The following is a 12,839-nucleotide window of genomic DNA, read 5'->3' as shown; positions in this document are numbered from 1 at the left end:
ATAGTTAAATCACTAAATCTTCTGCGATTGGCGTTTCCATAATCTTTTTCACTTCTCTTGGGTCTGTTGTTTTACCTAATGCCCACATAAGTTTCGGCACGATGGCTTCTGTGTTCATGTTTCGTGAACGTGCCACCAGTTCTTGATTGATTTTGCGTCCTACTTCATACACGCTCATGTCTTCTCCTTCTTCAAGACACTGAGTTGTGATGACAACAGAAATGCCTTCTTCGAGCAATTCGTTGATTTTCTCTAAAAGGTTTCTTCCTTCGAAAGGAATACCGCCGCTGCCGTAGCTTTCGATCACGACTCCTTTGTAGACGCCTTTGATTGCATCTAAGAACTCAGGCTTTAGACCTGGGTGCAATTTCAAGAGACAAACGTCGGTGTTTAAAGATGCGTCTAATTTAAGCGGTTTCATTGACGATCTTTTTACTTTGCTATTGTATTCAATTTGATGGTTTTCAATCGATGCAATATATGGGTAGTTAATACTTTCAAATGCATCATAGCTTTTCGTTCTTAGTTTGATTGCGCGTGTTCCTTGAATGACTCTGCCATCAAAGACAACATACACGCCGCCTACGCCGTCACATGCAAAGCGAATCGCATCGGTGATGTTTTTCTTCGCATCTGTTTTCTTAAACGTAATCGGGATTTGTGAGCCTGTAATGACAATTGGCTTATCCGGATTTTGCAGCATATAAGAAAGAGCTGCTGATGTATAGGCCATCGTGTCTGTACCATGCGTGACAACAAAACCGTCATATTGATCATAATTTTCATAAATGGCTGTTGCAATATCCACCCAGTATTCAGGCTGCATATTTGTACTATCTATACTCATTAGGGACTTTGTATCCATTGTATACTCTGCATTAATTTCGTTTAAATAGCTTAAAAGGTCCTCAGCTTTAACACCTGGAGCCAAACCGTTTTCACTCTCTACAGATGCAATCGTCCCACCAGTGGTTAAAAGCAATAATTTCTTCAACAGGTCCACCTCTTTCAATAAAATTACTTCGTTTGTCACACATATTATAAGCTAGCTTGTGCTATTCTATAATATACGCTTTACGCGTACCTTCATTGCCATTATAGTCACATAACGCGAATTAATCAAGAAATTATTACGCATAACGCGTACATTCCATGTCAAAATATGATATACTGTTGTTGTATATAAAGGAGCGTTCATGTAATGATACTCGATCGTTTAACCACCCTTAGAAAAAAGAAAAAATGGTCTCTCCAGCATACGGCAGATCGCCTAGGTATCGCCAAAAGCACCTATGCCGGTTACGAATCTGGGTACCGACGACCTTCGCTTGAAGCAGTGAAGCGGCTGGCTGATTTGTATGATACGTCCATTGATTTTTTACTTGGTAGAACGGACGAGCCAGAGATACAACGCAAAATCTCTGATATCAAAATTGAACTGACTGAAGCAAAAGAAGGAACCATCCTTGTCGACGGCGTTCCCCTAAATGATGAAGAAATCAAACAGCTTGTTGCCTTTATTCGGGCGAAAAACACTCTAAAAGTATAAACACAGAAAAGAGAGGTCCCTAATCAATCGGGTGCCTCTCTTTCCTTTTCCCTATCAGCTGCTTATGAATAAGGAGAAGACAGCTGACTTAATTCCTCTAACCGCCGCTTCGCTTCATCTTTATTAAACGAACTATAATAGCGATAATTCTCATCATCTAAGATGCGGTAATGCTGACTAAGCACATTTTGCTGAAGACGAAATGTGCCTTTTTTGATAGACGTCCGCCACCAAACCTTTCCGCCAATCGTACGTTCCACCGATAGATGCAATTCATCATGTGCCACGACTTCCAGAATCTCAAGCGGATCATCCCCAAGTGTCCCTTTTAAAATGTCACTATCCCTGAATAATGCACATACGGCCGCAGTTTGCGTCCAGTTGAGGCGCAGCCTATTTTTTTCAACCTGCTGCAAATGCCGTTTCGATAGACCAAGTACCTCAGCCATGCGGTCCTGCGTATAATTCTTTTCTTTTCGAATCCGTGCCATTTGTTCTGTGACGAGGTCGATTACCATCTCTTTATCCATCTCTCATCACCTCTCCGAGTGTTCAGTCTTTACTGACATCATACACGATTTCTTCGAAAAAGTGGCACCTCATCCTTCGGAATCATGGAAAATACATCCTAGTCGATCTGCTCTTCGACCTGACCATGCTGCTGTCTCCAGTTCTCTTGGGCTGACTGATTTAAATATGGGTAGATCTCTTGTTTGACGGCTTGCTCGAATACTTCTTCATCTAAAATACTGTACGCTGGAATCTTGATCAATTTCCCGTCTATTTTCCGAATCAACACATCCATGAAGAGAAAACCCCGTACACTGTACCGATGCCTGCGCATATCGATGGATTGAATGTCTTGAAAAGGGATCGCTTGCCCGCGATGTAAAACCGCGCCATTCTCCCCGCGCTGAATGCGAAAAATCACATTTCCTCTCTTCGTAAAAGCCGGCAGAATCATCAAAAAAGAGATCCAGCCATAAACAATGCCTAGTAGTCCGCCTAAAAATAAAAACAATGTATAATTCGATTCAAATGTAAGAGCTTCTGAAAACAACCAAATACCGATGATACCGAAGCCGCCTGTTGCTAAGAATGCCCATACCCTTAAAAAGGTCCTGCTCCTCACTTCTATTACTTCACTTGGATTCAAGCGTCATTCTCCTTTTCTCCATTAGAATATAGAACGTAATACGTCTCTATGAGCCGTCTCAATGCGAAATTCATTTTCTTTTATTCCCGACACAAGCCACGACTGTTCCTCACCTGGAATGACAAATAACATGGACTCCACATCAGGCGTATTGTTTTTGTCGTAGACGACCTTCATCAGGGAGTCCATCTTTCCTTTTCTCGCCTTTACATCAGAAACAAATGCCTGCACGAGTTCTTCGTTCTCTGCTCGATGAAGGAAGGAGGGCCACTCATTCTTCGCCTCACTTGCTTGCTCTAATAGCTTTTCAAATTCCTCTGCTTGCAGGGTGATGACAGGTGCAGGGTGATCACTCATCTGTATGTTGAAAAAGGCAGTCACTTGTTCCTCTGCCTGCTGATCGTCTTTCAGTTTTTGAATCTGATGGACTTGTTGATCATAAAGCGTGTGGTGCGCATATACGCCCATTTGTGTCGTGTGAAAGGAGGTACTGACTTCTTCATCTTTATCCCCAAATCGAGACGCCTTGACGGTGTGAGATGCATCATTCATCGCCTGAATGAAATGACGGTATTCCGCTTTATAACGATATTGTCTGTTTTGAAATTCAAGTACACCTTTTGCGAGCAAAGAGCGGCACGCAATTTCAAATAAAAACCCTAGGCGCTCGTCCTCTACATCAGGATAATACGCTTCCTTTAAGGACATGCCCTGTTCAAAATAGCCTTCACTGTAAAAACTAAAGATGAGTTCCTCAATACTTAGACTTAGCTGATCCAACTTGATCTCTCCTTATCCAAAAGAAAATGCACCCTTAAAGAAATCGCCTGCACCTTTAATGAGCGAATCTGCGGTTTCTTTTGTTTTTTCTATCCCTTTATGTATCACCTGATTTGCCTGATCAATGGTGTCATTGACTGCTTTCACACCTTGACCCGCCAGCTCGAATGCTTGTTTCCCTTTATCCACGACCGCATGAATTGGGTCCTTTAATTTCACTGCAACCTGCTCAGCAAAGCCTGATGTCAGCTTGGCGACTTTTTCTCCTATAAATCCACCGACTGCTGAACCAATGGCTCCTCCGACAACGGTTCCAATCGGTCCTGCAAAACTTCCTAGAGCTCCTCCGACAACGGCACCTGCGACAGATCCGCCAGCGATAAAGACCGTATTGTTCACTGCATTTCCAACAGCCTTCGCATTTTCACGCTTAAGGACTTCTGGCTGATCACCGAATTCTGCATAGTTCTCGGCAATTTTCAATCCACAGCCGACCGTTTCCGTTGCACCAGTGACAACCGTTGCAATGATGGCATTTCCTTTCGCGAATCTTGATCCATTTTTCAAAACAGACTTGATCGCAGCCGTGTCCTTCCAATTGATACTTCCTTTTGTAAAGTCACGGACACTATTCGTGAATGCAACTGTATCGTCAGGATAAAATTTTGTGAATTTCTTATGGACCAAATCAGCCATCGACCAGTTTGATCGCTTTAATAATTCTTTTTTACTCAGCCAAATCCTTGCTAACCGGTCAAATCTCGTTCCTTCTACCCGGCTGGTCAGATCAAGCAGCAGCTTTGAATGCTGCGCTGCATACCGGCCATTGTCTTTAATGAAGGTCGTCATCCCAAGCCCGTAGTATTTCGCCTGCATCATCACAATACCAGCTAAGCTCGTGAGTGTACCATATTGATCATAGATGCTGTACATTTTCCGTAAAATATCGTCTGCTTCGACCATTTTATCTTTTGCATGACGAATCGCAATATCATCACTGCTCAATTTACTGATCAATGCTTGTCCTGCTCCCCATGCATCCCCGACACCTGAAAAACAGCTTCTATACCGAGGATCACAGCCTAAAATGAGACCATCCAGTTCACTATGTAAATCGCGGTGCTTCGTTTCAATGACAGACAATTCGCCTACAACATCATTCGCCAGTCCTGTCAGCTGATCTGGATCAACCACAATGTCACGTGCCATCACATCATCTCCCTTCTCGATTTCTTTCTCTCCGTTCTTCTCTTCTCTTTCGCTCAAGCTCTTCCATTCTGGCAATTTCAGCTTTCCGTTCCTCGATTTTGACCGCTGCGTCGCGCAGTTCCTGACTTGTTTCAAGCAAGTCCTTTTCAAATTGATCATAGCGTGACGTTGTTTCCTCAAAGCTTTGATCAAATTTATTCCTTGCTTCTCCCTGCCAGCCTGATCCTACTGCCTTCAGCCGATTCTCCAGCAGCTGCTTTGACTGCCGAATCTCATCAGCTGCTTCCTGAAACTTTTGAGCGAGTGCCAGCGTTTGACTAGAATCCAACTTTCGCACCCCTTTCTCCCAATTCAACGTACAAATGGATGATTTTATATGTCCTCATTATAAATAAAAAGACACCCAAAAAAATCACCCTAAAGAACCATTCAACACACCACCTAATGAAAGTAGGTCTTTTTACTCTCTAATTGCCAGAGAAAACCTTTCTTGTTATGAAGCGCATTCAAGACGTGATAAAATGGACGTATTCTACAAAAGGAGTGACGTATAGATGAAAAAGGAAATGATTCAGCGTTTCACAAATTATGTGAAGGTAGATACGCAGTCAGATGCAGAAAAGGAAAGCTGCCCATCTACTGAAGGACAGTTGAACCTAGCGAGACAGCTAGTTGAAGAGATGAAGTCCATCGGGATTCAAGAAGTGACAATGGATGAAAACGGCTATGTCATGGGAACGATCCCGTCTAACACTGACAAAGACGTGCCGACCATTGGCTTCCTGGCTCATATCGACACAGCCACTGACTTCACCGGCAAGAATGTGAAACCGCAGCTTCATGAAAACTATCAAGGCGGCGACATCACCTTAAATGATGATCTACATATCGTTTTATCTCCAGCACAGTTTCCAAATTTACAAAAATATCAAGGACATACGCTGATCACAACAGATGGCACGACCCTGCTTGGTGCAGATAACAAAGCAGGTATCGCAGAAATTATGACCGCTATGCATTACTTGATTGAGCATCCAGAAATCAAGCATGGAAAAATTCGCGTCGCCTTTACACCAGATGAAGAAATTGGCAGAGGGCCGCACAAATTTGATGTTGATGCCTTTGGCGCTTCCTATGCTTATACAATTGACGGAGGACCGCTCGGGGAGCTGCAATATGAAAGCTTCAACGCAGCAGGTGCGAAAGTATCAATTAAAGGAAACAACGTCCACCCAGGGACAGCAAAAGACAAAATGGTCAGCGCTGCGAAGATTGGGATGCTCTTCCACAACAAGCTTCCTTCTGATGAATCTCCGGAATATACAGAAGGCTACGAAGGATTTTTCCATCTCACGAAGTTTGTAGGAGAAGTCGAAGAAGCAGAGCTGCAATATATTATTCGTGATTTTGATAAAGACAAATTTAACGATCGCAAAGCACTATTTGAAAAAATAGCAAATGACTTAAAAGCCATCTACGGAGAAAACAGCATAAATCTCAGCATTCAAGATCAATATTATAATATGAGAGAAAAAATTGAGCCGGTGAAACATATTGTGGATATTGCCCATGAAGCAATGGTAAACCGCTCAGTGACACCTGTGATCGAACCGATCCGCGGCGGTACAGATGGCTCCCAGCTTTCATATAAAGGTCTTCCAACGCCAAACATCTTTACTGGCGGGGAAAACTTCCACGGTAAATATGAATTTATTTCTGTCGAGAACATGGTGAAAGCAACAGAAGTCATCGTTGAAATCGCACGTTTATTTGAAGAAAAAGCATAGATATGTTTACAACCGTTCCTGTTCGGGAACGGTTTTTTAATAAAAGTTTACAATTTTCTGAAACTTTTATGACACTTTTTCGTACTAATAGAGACAACACCAGAAAAATTCTTCTTGACGAGTGCAATAACTGGAAATATAATAGTTAAAAACAACCAGTATTTTAGACCTAAATTAGCAGATCGACTAAACCTTAAGAACTAAACCGATTCTGCTGCTTATTTTCAGTTATAAACATCACTCACCCTGTCTACACTACAGAATAGGATGAATTGGAGGAATGTCATATGATGATTTTATTGATTATCGCTTCACTTTGCTGCTACTTACTATTCTCTTTCAAAAAAGATAACCGCACACCAAAACGAAAAAGCGCAGAGCTTTCGGAGTTTGAAATCTTTCGTATGCGCCGCCACTACAACGGAAAACGCCGTCATCCACTAAATGATGCACCTAAACAAGTATAAATCTAAAGAGAGAGCCTCATGAGGGGCTCTTTTTGTTTGAGTAAATAACAAAAAACGACCAGATTCATTGGCCGTTTTTCTTTTTATTTATATACCTTCGCAGGAACTTGAATCATAGGAATTCCTACATAATAAGGTGAAATTTCATATGGCTGGAAGACAACAGCAATTCCCTTTTTCGTGAAGTAATACTGCGTGTTGTAGTTGATTTCAATGTCACTTTTTTTCAGGTTCGCATAGAATTTGCTTTTATGTTTCTTTGTGTAGTTATAAATATAATCTCTTACTTTCGTACGTTTTTTCTTTGTTTTCACAACGTCTGTCAAGAACAGCTGCTTTGTCTTTTTCTTTGTTAACACATAGTTCATGCTGGAAACCATCGTATCCCCATGCATTCCACCATCATTCATGTAGTCATAGTTTAAGATACTGAGCTTCTTCCCATTGTTAAATTTCGTTTTAAACGATCTCTCGTACGTGATCTTCCCAAAGCCTTCCTTTTTCGCTTCGTCCTTTAAGAACAAGTACGTAGAATAAGAGAATGCGATATCTTCTTTTAAATCACGATTGATGGTTTTCATATGCGCCTTGCTTAGGTTTTTCACCTGTGCATATTTGAATGTTTTTTTCTTTTTATAATAGTGCGTGCTTACTTTTGCTTTTTTTGCTTGTTTGGCATCCGCAGATCCAACTGGCGCAAACAACGAAACAATCAGCGAAAAAATGAGCAGGCTGATCATTAGGCCTTTTTTCATTGTCATAGTAAAAACCCCCATTTTTGTCTATTACCAATTGAGTATACCATGACAAAAGAACCAAAAGAAGCGCTATTTCCATATTATTCTTCCTTTTTCCACATCGGGTTTGTTTACCATTATTTGTTTATGTAGAAAATTAAACAGTAAAAACCATTGACTTTCTCTCGAAAAAGTTGAATAATTATGTTTATTAAGAAAATTGAATCAAAAGGTAACCTTATTAAGAGTGGTGGAGGGACTGGCCCTGTGAAACCCGGCAACCGCTGTTCCTCGGAACAGAATGGTGCTAATTCCTTAAACAAGCAGATGCTTGTTTGAAGATAAGGCAGAGTTCTCTCAGTATATGATGCTCTTCCTTATCCAAGGAAGAGCTTTTTTATTTGATTTTTAACCTGTAGAAAGAAGGGATTCAGCATGACACAAGTACAAACCATTGGAAAGAAAACAACGAAACCGCCATTTCGCGCAGATCAAGTAGGCAGCTTACTTCGTTCAGAACGTATCAAGGAAGCACGCAAGCAAAAGGCAGACGGTACGCTGACAGCAGAGCAGCTCCGACAAATTGAAAATGAAGAAATTACACGCATTGTGGAGAAACAAAAAGAAATTGGATTAGAGGTTGTCACAGATGGAGAATTCAGACGTGCATGGTGGCATTTTGACTTTCTTGAGGGATTAGATGGGGTCGAAGGATTTGAAGCGGATCAAGGTATTCAATTCCACAATACGACAACAAAAGCGCGTGGCATCAAGGTAACGGACAAGATTGACTTTACAGATCATCCAATGCTAGAGGATTACCGTTTCCTTCAAAGCATCGCTGGTGATCATACGGCTAAAATGACGATTCCAAGTCCGAATATGCTCTTTTTCCGTGGAAAACTTGAAGAAGGAGTATACGACAGCCTAGAGGCATTCCACCATGATGTGGCACAGGCGTATAAGAAAGCCATCCGTGCTTTTTATGATGCAGGCTGCCGTTACCTACAGCTCGATGATACAGCATGGGCGGTGTTCTTTTCTGAAAAAGGTCATGAACAAATCGAAGCCTTTGGCCGAGAAGAAGATGAACTGCGTGAGTCATTTGCGAAAACAATCAATGAAGCGGTTGCCGATCGTCCAGAGGATTTGGTGATCACTATGCACATTTGTCGTGGTAACTTTAAATCGACGTGGGCAGCTGAAGGCGGTTATGAAGCAGCGGCAGAAACAATTTTCGCCGGCTTAGATCTGGATGGTCTCTTTTTAGAATTCGACGACGATCGTTCTGGCGGTTTTGAACCCCTACGCTATGTGAAGAACCCAAACCTCCAAATCGTACTAGGGCTTGTCACTTCAAAATATGGTGAGCTTGAGCCGGCTGAACAGATTAAAAAACGGATCGAGGAAGCGGCTCAATATGTCGACATTAACCAGATTTGCTTGAGTCCGCAATGCGGGTTCGCCTCAACGGAGGAAGGCAATCTGTTAACAGAAGAGCAGCAATGGGAAAAGCTGCGTCATGTGATTGAGATTGCAGATCAAGTGTGGACTTCATAGTCCCCTTGACGAAAAAAAGACAAACCGCAGTATGAACGGTTTGTCTTTTTCTTTTATGCATCTAAATGATCACCATTTGTCGCAATCACTTGTTTATACCAATCGAAGCTTTTCTTTTTCTTTCTATCTAATGTACCTTTTCCTTCGTTATCACGGTCAACATATATGAAGCCGTAGCGCTTTTTCATTTCAGCTGTTGATGCGCTGACAAGGTCAATTGGGCCCCAGCTTGTATAACCCATCAAGTCTACTCCATCTGCAATGGCTTCTCTCGCCTCTAGCAAATGACTTCTGAGGTAATCAATTCGGTAATCGTCTTGAATGGATCCGTCTTCTTCTACTTGATCGACAGCTCCCAATCCATTTTCTACAATAAACAATGGTTTTTGGTAGCGGTCATATAGCTGGTTTAGTGTTGTACGAAGTCCTTTTGGATCAATTTGCCAGCCCCAATCACTTGCTTCTAGATAAGGGTTTTTCACGCCTTCAAATAGGTTACCACCAGTAACTTGTCCAAGAACCTCTGGATCTGTACTTGTCACAAAACTCATATAATAGCTGAAGCCAATATAGTCCACTGTATGGTTTCTTAGGATGTCTTCATCACCATCTTGGAACTCAATATGAATTCCATTTTCGCGGAAGTATCGTTTCATGTAACCTGGGTAGTAGCCTCTTGCCTGTACATCTGAGAAGAACAATGTTTTACGATCCTGATCTATTGCAGCAAACATATCTTCTGGTCTTGAGCTGTACGGATAAGTTGTCATCGCTGCAATCATACAGCCGATTTTCGCATCAGGAATGATTTCGTGTCCTGCTTTGACAGCTAAAGCACTTGCAACAAATTGGTGATGCGCTGCTTGATATTGAATGCTTTTCTCGTCTTCACCCTCTTCAAATACAAGTCCGCCGCCAGTGAAAGGCGCATGTAACACGACGTTGATTTCATTAAAGGTCATCCAATATTTCACTTTGTCTTTATAGCGAGTAAACAACGTTTTCGCGTATGTTTCATACAGATCGACAAGCTTACGGTTTCTCCAACCGCCGTAGTTTTTCACAAGTGCAAGCGGCATTTCATAATGAGAAATCGTGACAACTGGTTCAATTCCATGCTTATGCAGTTCATCAAATACTCTGTCATAAAAAGCAAGGCCTGCTTCATTTGGTTCAGCATCGTCGCCATTTGGGAAAATACGCGGCCAAGAAATGGATAGTCTGAAGCATTTGAATCCCATTTCTGCAAAGAGTGCAATATCTTCTTTATAGCGATGGTAGAAGTCAATCGCATCATGATATAAGTTCAAATCTTTCATTGATTCATCGAATGGATGCATAATACCGTGCGGTGATACATCAGCTGTCGATAAGCCTTTTCCATCTTTATTATAAGCACCTTCAATTTGGTTGCCCGCAACAGCGCCGCCCCATAAGAAACCTTTAGGAAATGTTTTTTCTAACTTGTTCATGTTGAATGCCCTCCTCGTTTTCTTCTACACTGACTGTGAGCAGTGTCTCTTTTACAGAAATCGTGCCTTCTGTTTTCGCATCAACTTGTGCAAAATCGTTTGTGTTGGTCACAATAATTGGTGTGGTGACATCATAGCCTTCTTGCTGAATGCCCTCGATATCAAATTCAACGAGCACATCTCCTGCTTGAACAAGATCACCTGACTCTACATGACTTGTGAAATGTTTTCCGCCGAGCTTCACCGTATCAATTCCAACATGGATGAGAAGCTCTGTGCCTTGGTCACTCTTTAAGCCAATGGCATGTTTCGTTTGAAAAATGGTTTCAACCTTACCGTTGAACGGTGCTACAACACGTCCAACTGTTGGGACAATGGCTGCACCTTTACCCATGATTTCATTAGAGAATGTTGCATCATTGACTTGATTTAGCGGCTTTAGTTGACCTTCAAGCGGGCTTTGTACCACTTCATTTTGAAGCGTTGCTGTATCTTTCTTCTCTTCTGGTTTGTCTGCTTTTGTATCATCTTTCACTGGTACATCTTTGAATCCTAGGACAAGTGTCATGATGGTTGCTACAACAAAACCGATGACCAATCCAATGATAGAGTAGACAAATGTTGGGCCAATGAATGTTGGGAGACCTGGGAGACCTGCTGATCCAGATATCACATATGATTTTACTTTAAAGATCGACATGAACACGCCGCCTGCTGCTGCACCAATGAGGGCTGCAAAGAACGGTTTTTTCAATCGCATGTTCACACCATACATAGCAGGTTCAGTAATACCCATTAATGCAGTGATACTTGTAGACATCGCCAATGATTTGAATGTTTTGTTTTTTGATCTTAAGAAGACACCGAATGCTGCGCCTGCTTGTGCCATATTCGCTACAAACATCATTGGAAGAATGAAGTCAAAACCGTTTAACGTAATGTTGTTGATCATGATTGGAAGTAGTGCATAGTGCATACCCGTAATGATCAATGGTGACATGAAGCCGCCGATCAAGAATCCGGCCAAAATACCTGCATGTTTGAACAATAAATCAATTCCACCTGAAAGACCATTTCCGATAATCCCACCAAGCGGTCCTACCGCGATGAGCATAATTGGTACTACGACAAGAAGTGTGACCGTTGGAATAAGGATGATCTTTAATGATTTCGGACTATATTTTTCTGCGAATCTTTCAACATATGAGCCGAGCCAGATGGTGAGTAGAATCGGAATCACCGATGAAGAGTACACAACGGCAACCACTGGTAAGCCTAGAAATTCTGTATTTCCTGCGCCTAGTAAAGCCGTTAACTGCGGGTGCAGTGCGGCGGCTGCAATGGCAGCGGCGATATACTGATTTGTGCCAATTTTTTTGGCGACGCTTACAGCAAGCAGAATCGGTAAGAAGTAAAAGGCTCCGTCTCCGATGGCTGTTAAAATCGCATATGTGCTGGTTTTATCTGAGATCCACTGGAATGTAAGCATGAGTGCCAATATTCCTTTGATCATACCGGCTCCAGCGATGGCTGGAAGAATCGGCGTGAAGACACCAGAGATAAAATCGAAAAGCTTTGATATCACATTTTGTTTTGATGCTTCTTCTGTACCGCCTGACTTTACATCTGTTGACAGTCCTGAGTCAGCAATCATCGCTTGATAGACATTTGAAACATCATTGCCGATAATGACATGATATTGGCCTCCGCTTTGATTCACACCCATGACGCCGTCTGTTGATTGCAGCTTCTCTTTATCCGCTTTGCCTTCATCGTATAAGTTGAAGCGAAGTCTTGTCATACAATGCGTGACGTGCTTGACGTTCTTTTCACCGCCGACAAGCTCTAGAACTTCTTTTGCTGTTTGTTTGTGGTTCATTGTATTACCCTCCAATCGTTGATTAAATCATGATATAGAAAAAACCTAAACATCCATTAATGTCCGAGAAATAGCAATTCAGACATTAATCGATATTTAGGTTTTGCCTGCTTAACCAGTAACAATCCTTCATAGCGATTGATCGTTATTTAATTTTTATAAGTCTTTAGATATAAAAAAACCTAAATCACGCCTTATCAAAGATAGGGACAATGATTTAGGTTTTGCCTGCTTGACCAGTAA

Annotated in this window: 13 protein-coding genes and 1 riboswitch; of the genes, 4 read left to right on the top strand and 9 right to left on the bottom strand. The window is 41.8% G+C overall.

What is annotated here, in order from left to right; translation table 11 throughout:
• Positions 1 to 4 precede the first annotated feature (4 nt).
• Entirely contained in the window at positions 5 to 994 is a 990-nt protein-coding gene (locus C6Y03_RS04555) for an asparaginase (RefSeq protein ID WP_003215391.1), read from the bottom strand.
• A gap of 207 nt (positions 995 to 1,201) precedes the next feature.
• Between C6Y03_RS04555 and C6Y03_RS04550 the strand changes: the two genes are divergently transcribed.
• Positions 1,202 to 1,549, top strand: a complete 348-nt coding sequence (locus tag C6Y03_RS04550) for a helix-turn-helix domain-containing protein (RefSeq protein WP_003214932.1) — start codon at positions 1,202 to 1,204, stop codon at positions 1,547 to 1,549.
• 62 nt (positions 1,550 to 1,611) lie between these two features.
• Here C6Y03_RS04550 and C6Y03_RS04545 read toward each other — a convergent pair whose 3' ends face one another.
• From C6Y03_RS04545 to C6Y03_RS04525, 5 genes are all read right to left on the bottom strand, one after another.
• The gene (locus C6Y03_RS04545) at positions 1,612 to 2,079 is read right to left on the bottom strand and encodes a helix-turn-helix domain-containing protein (protein WP_034660471.1); all 468 of its coding nucleotides are present in this window, start codon (positions 2,077 to 2,079) and stop codon (positions 1,612 to 1,614) included.
• Positions 2,080 to 2,177: 98 nt separating this feature from the next.
• The gene (locus C6Y03_RS04540) at positions 2,178 to 2,705 is read right to left on the bottom strand and encodes a YfjD family protein (protein ID WP_106030680.1); all 528 of its coding nucleotides are present in this window, start codon (positions 2,703 to 2,705) and stop codon (positions 2,178 to 2,180) included.
• A 21-nt stretch (positions 2,706 to 2,726) separates the two neighbouring features.
• Positions 2,727 to 3,485 carry a hypothetical protein gene (locus tag C6Y03_RS04535; protein WP_106030681.1) on the bottom strand — a complete coding sequence of 253 codons (759 nt, stop codon included), beginning with the start codon at positions 3,483 to 3,485 and terminating at the stop codon, positions 2,727 to 2,729.
• A 12-nt stretch (positions 3,486 to 3,497) separates the two neighbouring features.
• Positions 3,498 to 4,694 carry a DUF6861 domain-containing protein gene (locus C6Y03_RS04530; RefSeq protein ID WP_034660741.1) on the bottom strand — a complete coding sequence of 399 codons (1,197 nt, stop codon included), beginning with the start codon at positions 4,692 to 4,694 and terminating at the stop codon, positions 3,498 to 3,500.
• 4 nt (positions 4,695 to 4,698) lie between these two features.
• Positions 4,699 to 5,022, bottom strand: a complete 324-nt coding sequence (locus tag C6Y03_RS04525; RefSeq protein ID WP_034660474.1) for a WXG100 family type VII secretion target — start codon at positions 5,020 to 5,022, stop codon at positions 4,699 to 4,701.
• 226 nt (positions 5,023 to 5,248) lie between these two features.
• Here C6Y03_RS04525 and pepT point away from each other — a divergent pair, with 226 nt between their 5' ends.
• Together pepT and C6Y03_RS04515 are read left to right on the top strand one after the other, a co-directional pair.
• Positions 5,249 to 6,481 (top strand): peptidase T, encoded by a 1,233-nt coding sequence (gene pepT, locus C6Y03_RS04520; protein ID WP_106038912.1) that lies wholly within the window; start codon positions 5,249 to 5,251, stop codon positions 6,479 to 6,481.
• Between the two features lie 287 nt (positions 6,482 to 6,768).
• Positions 6,769 to 6,948 carry a hypothetical protein gene (locus C6Y03_RS04515; protein ID WP_003215411.1) on the top strand — a complete coding sequence of 60 codons (180 nt, stop codon included), beginning with the start codon at positions 6,769 to 6,771 and terminating at the stop codon, positions 6,946 to 6,948.
• Positions 6,949 to 7,031: 83 nt separating this feature from the next.
• On the opposite strand, the gene C6Y03_RS04510 is transcribed toward C6Y03_RS04515, so the two are convergent.
• The gene (locus C6Y03_RS04510) at positions 7,032 to 7,709 is read right to left on the bottom strand and encodes a DUF3298 and DUF4163 domain-containing protein (RefSeq protein WP_106038911.1); all 678 of its coding nucleotides are present in this window, start codon (positions 7,707 to 7,709) and stop codon (positions 7,032 to 7,034) included.
• Between the two features lie 211 nt (positions 7,710 to 7,920).
• A riboswitch (SAM riboswitch) is annotated at positions 7,921 to 8,033 on the top strand.
• 87 nt (positions 8,034 to 8,120) lie between these two features.
• On the opposite strand from C6Y03_RS04510, the gene C6Y03_RS04505 reads away from it, so the two are divergent.
• Positions 8,121 to 9,245 (top strand): 5-methyltetrahydropteroyltriglutamate--homocysteine S-methyltransferase, encoded by a 1,125-nt coding sequence (locus C6Y03_RS04505; protein ID WP_060597603.1) that lies wholly within the window; start codon positions 8,121 to 8,123, stop codon positions 9,243 to 9,245.
• A gap of 53 nt (positions 9,246 to 9,298) precedes the next feature.
• Here the strand turns inward: C6Y03_RS04505 and bglH are convergent, their stop codons facing one another.
• Together bglH and C6Y03_RS04495 are read right to left on the bottom strand one after the other, a co-directional pair.
• A complete protein-coding gene (bglH, locus tag C6Y03_RS04500; RefSeq protein ID WP_106038910.1) occupies positions 9,299 to 10,717 on the bottom strand; it encodes an aryl-phospho-beta-d-glucosidase in 1,419 nt (472 codons plus the stop codon).
• Positions 10,689 to 12,596 carry a beta-glucoside-specific PTS transporter subunit IIABC gene (locus C6Y03_RS04495; protein WP_106038909.1) on the bottom strand — a complete coding sequence of 636 codons (1,908 nt, stop codon included), beginning with the start codon at positions 12,594 to 12,596 and terminating at the stop codon, positions 10,689 to 10,691. The genes bglH and C6Y03_RS04495 overlap by 29 nt, the downstream gene beginning before the upstream one ends.
• Positions 12,597 to 12,839 lie beyond the last annotated feature (243 nt).

The sequence above is a fragment of the Bacillus sp. LNXM65 genome (assembly GCF_002998575.1).
In the GTDB taxonomy this organism is placed as follows: Bacteria; Bacillota; Bacilli; order Bacillales; family Bacillaceae; genus Bacillus.
This window is presented reverse-complemented; position numbering and strand designations above follow the sequence as displayed.

What these genes read in the sequence shown, in the direction of transcription:
- C6Y03_RS04550 (WP_003214932.1), top strand. Translation starts at nt 1,202, where the DNA reads ATGATACTCGATCGTTTAACCACCCTTAGAAAAAAGAAAAAATGGTCT.
- C6Y03_RS04545 (WP_034660471.1), bottom strand. Translation starts at nt 2,079, where the DNA reads ATGGATAAAGAGATGGTAATCGACCTCGTCACAGAACAAATGGCACGG.
- C6Y03_RS04530 (WP_034660741.1), bottom strand. Translation starts at nt 4,694, where the DNA reads ATGGCACGTGACATTGTGGTTGATCCAGATCAGCTGACAGGACTGGCG.
- pepT (WP_106038912.1), top strand. Translation starts at nt 5,249, where the DNA reads ATGAAAAAGGAAATGATTCAGCGTTTCACAAATTATGTGAAGGTAGAT.
- C6Y03_RS04515 (WP_003215411.1), top strand. Translation starts at nt 6,769, where the DNA reads ATGATGATTTTATTGATTATCGCTTCACTTTGCTGCTACTTACTATTC.
- C6Y03_RS04510 (WP_106038911.1), bottom strand. Translation starts at nt 7,709, where the DNA reads ATGACAATGAAAAAAGGCCTAATGATCAGCCTGCTCATTTTTTCGCTG.
- C6Y03_RS04505 (WP_060597603.1), top strand. Translation starts at nt 8,121, where the DNA reads ATGACACAAGTACAAACCATTGGAAAGAAAACAACGAAACCGCCATTT.
- bglH (WP_106038910.1), bottom strand. Translation starts at nt 10,717, where the DNA reads ATGAACAAGTTAGAAAAAACATTTCCTAAAGGTTTCTTATGGGGCGGC.
- C6Y03_RS04495 (WP_106038909.1), bottom strand. Translation starts at nt 12,596, where the DNA reads ATGAACCACAAACAAACAGCAAAAGAAGTTCTAGAGCTTGTCGGCGGT.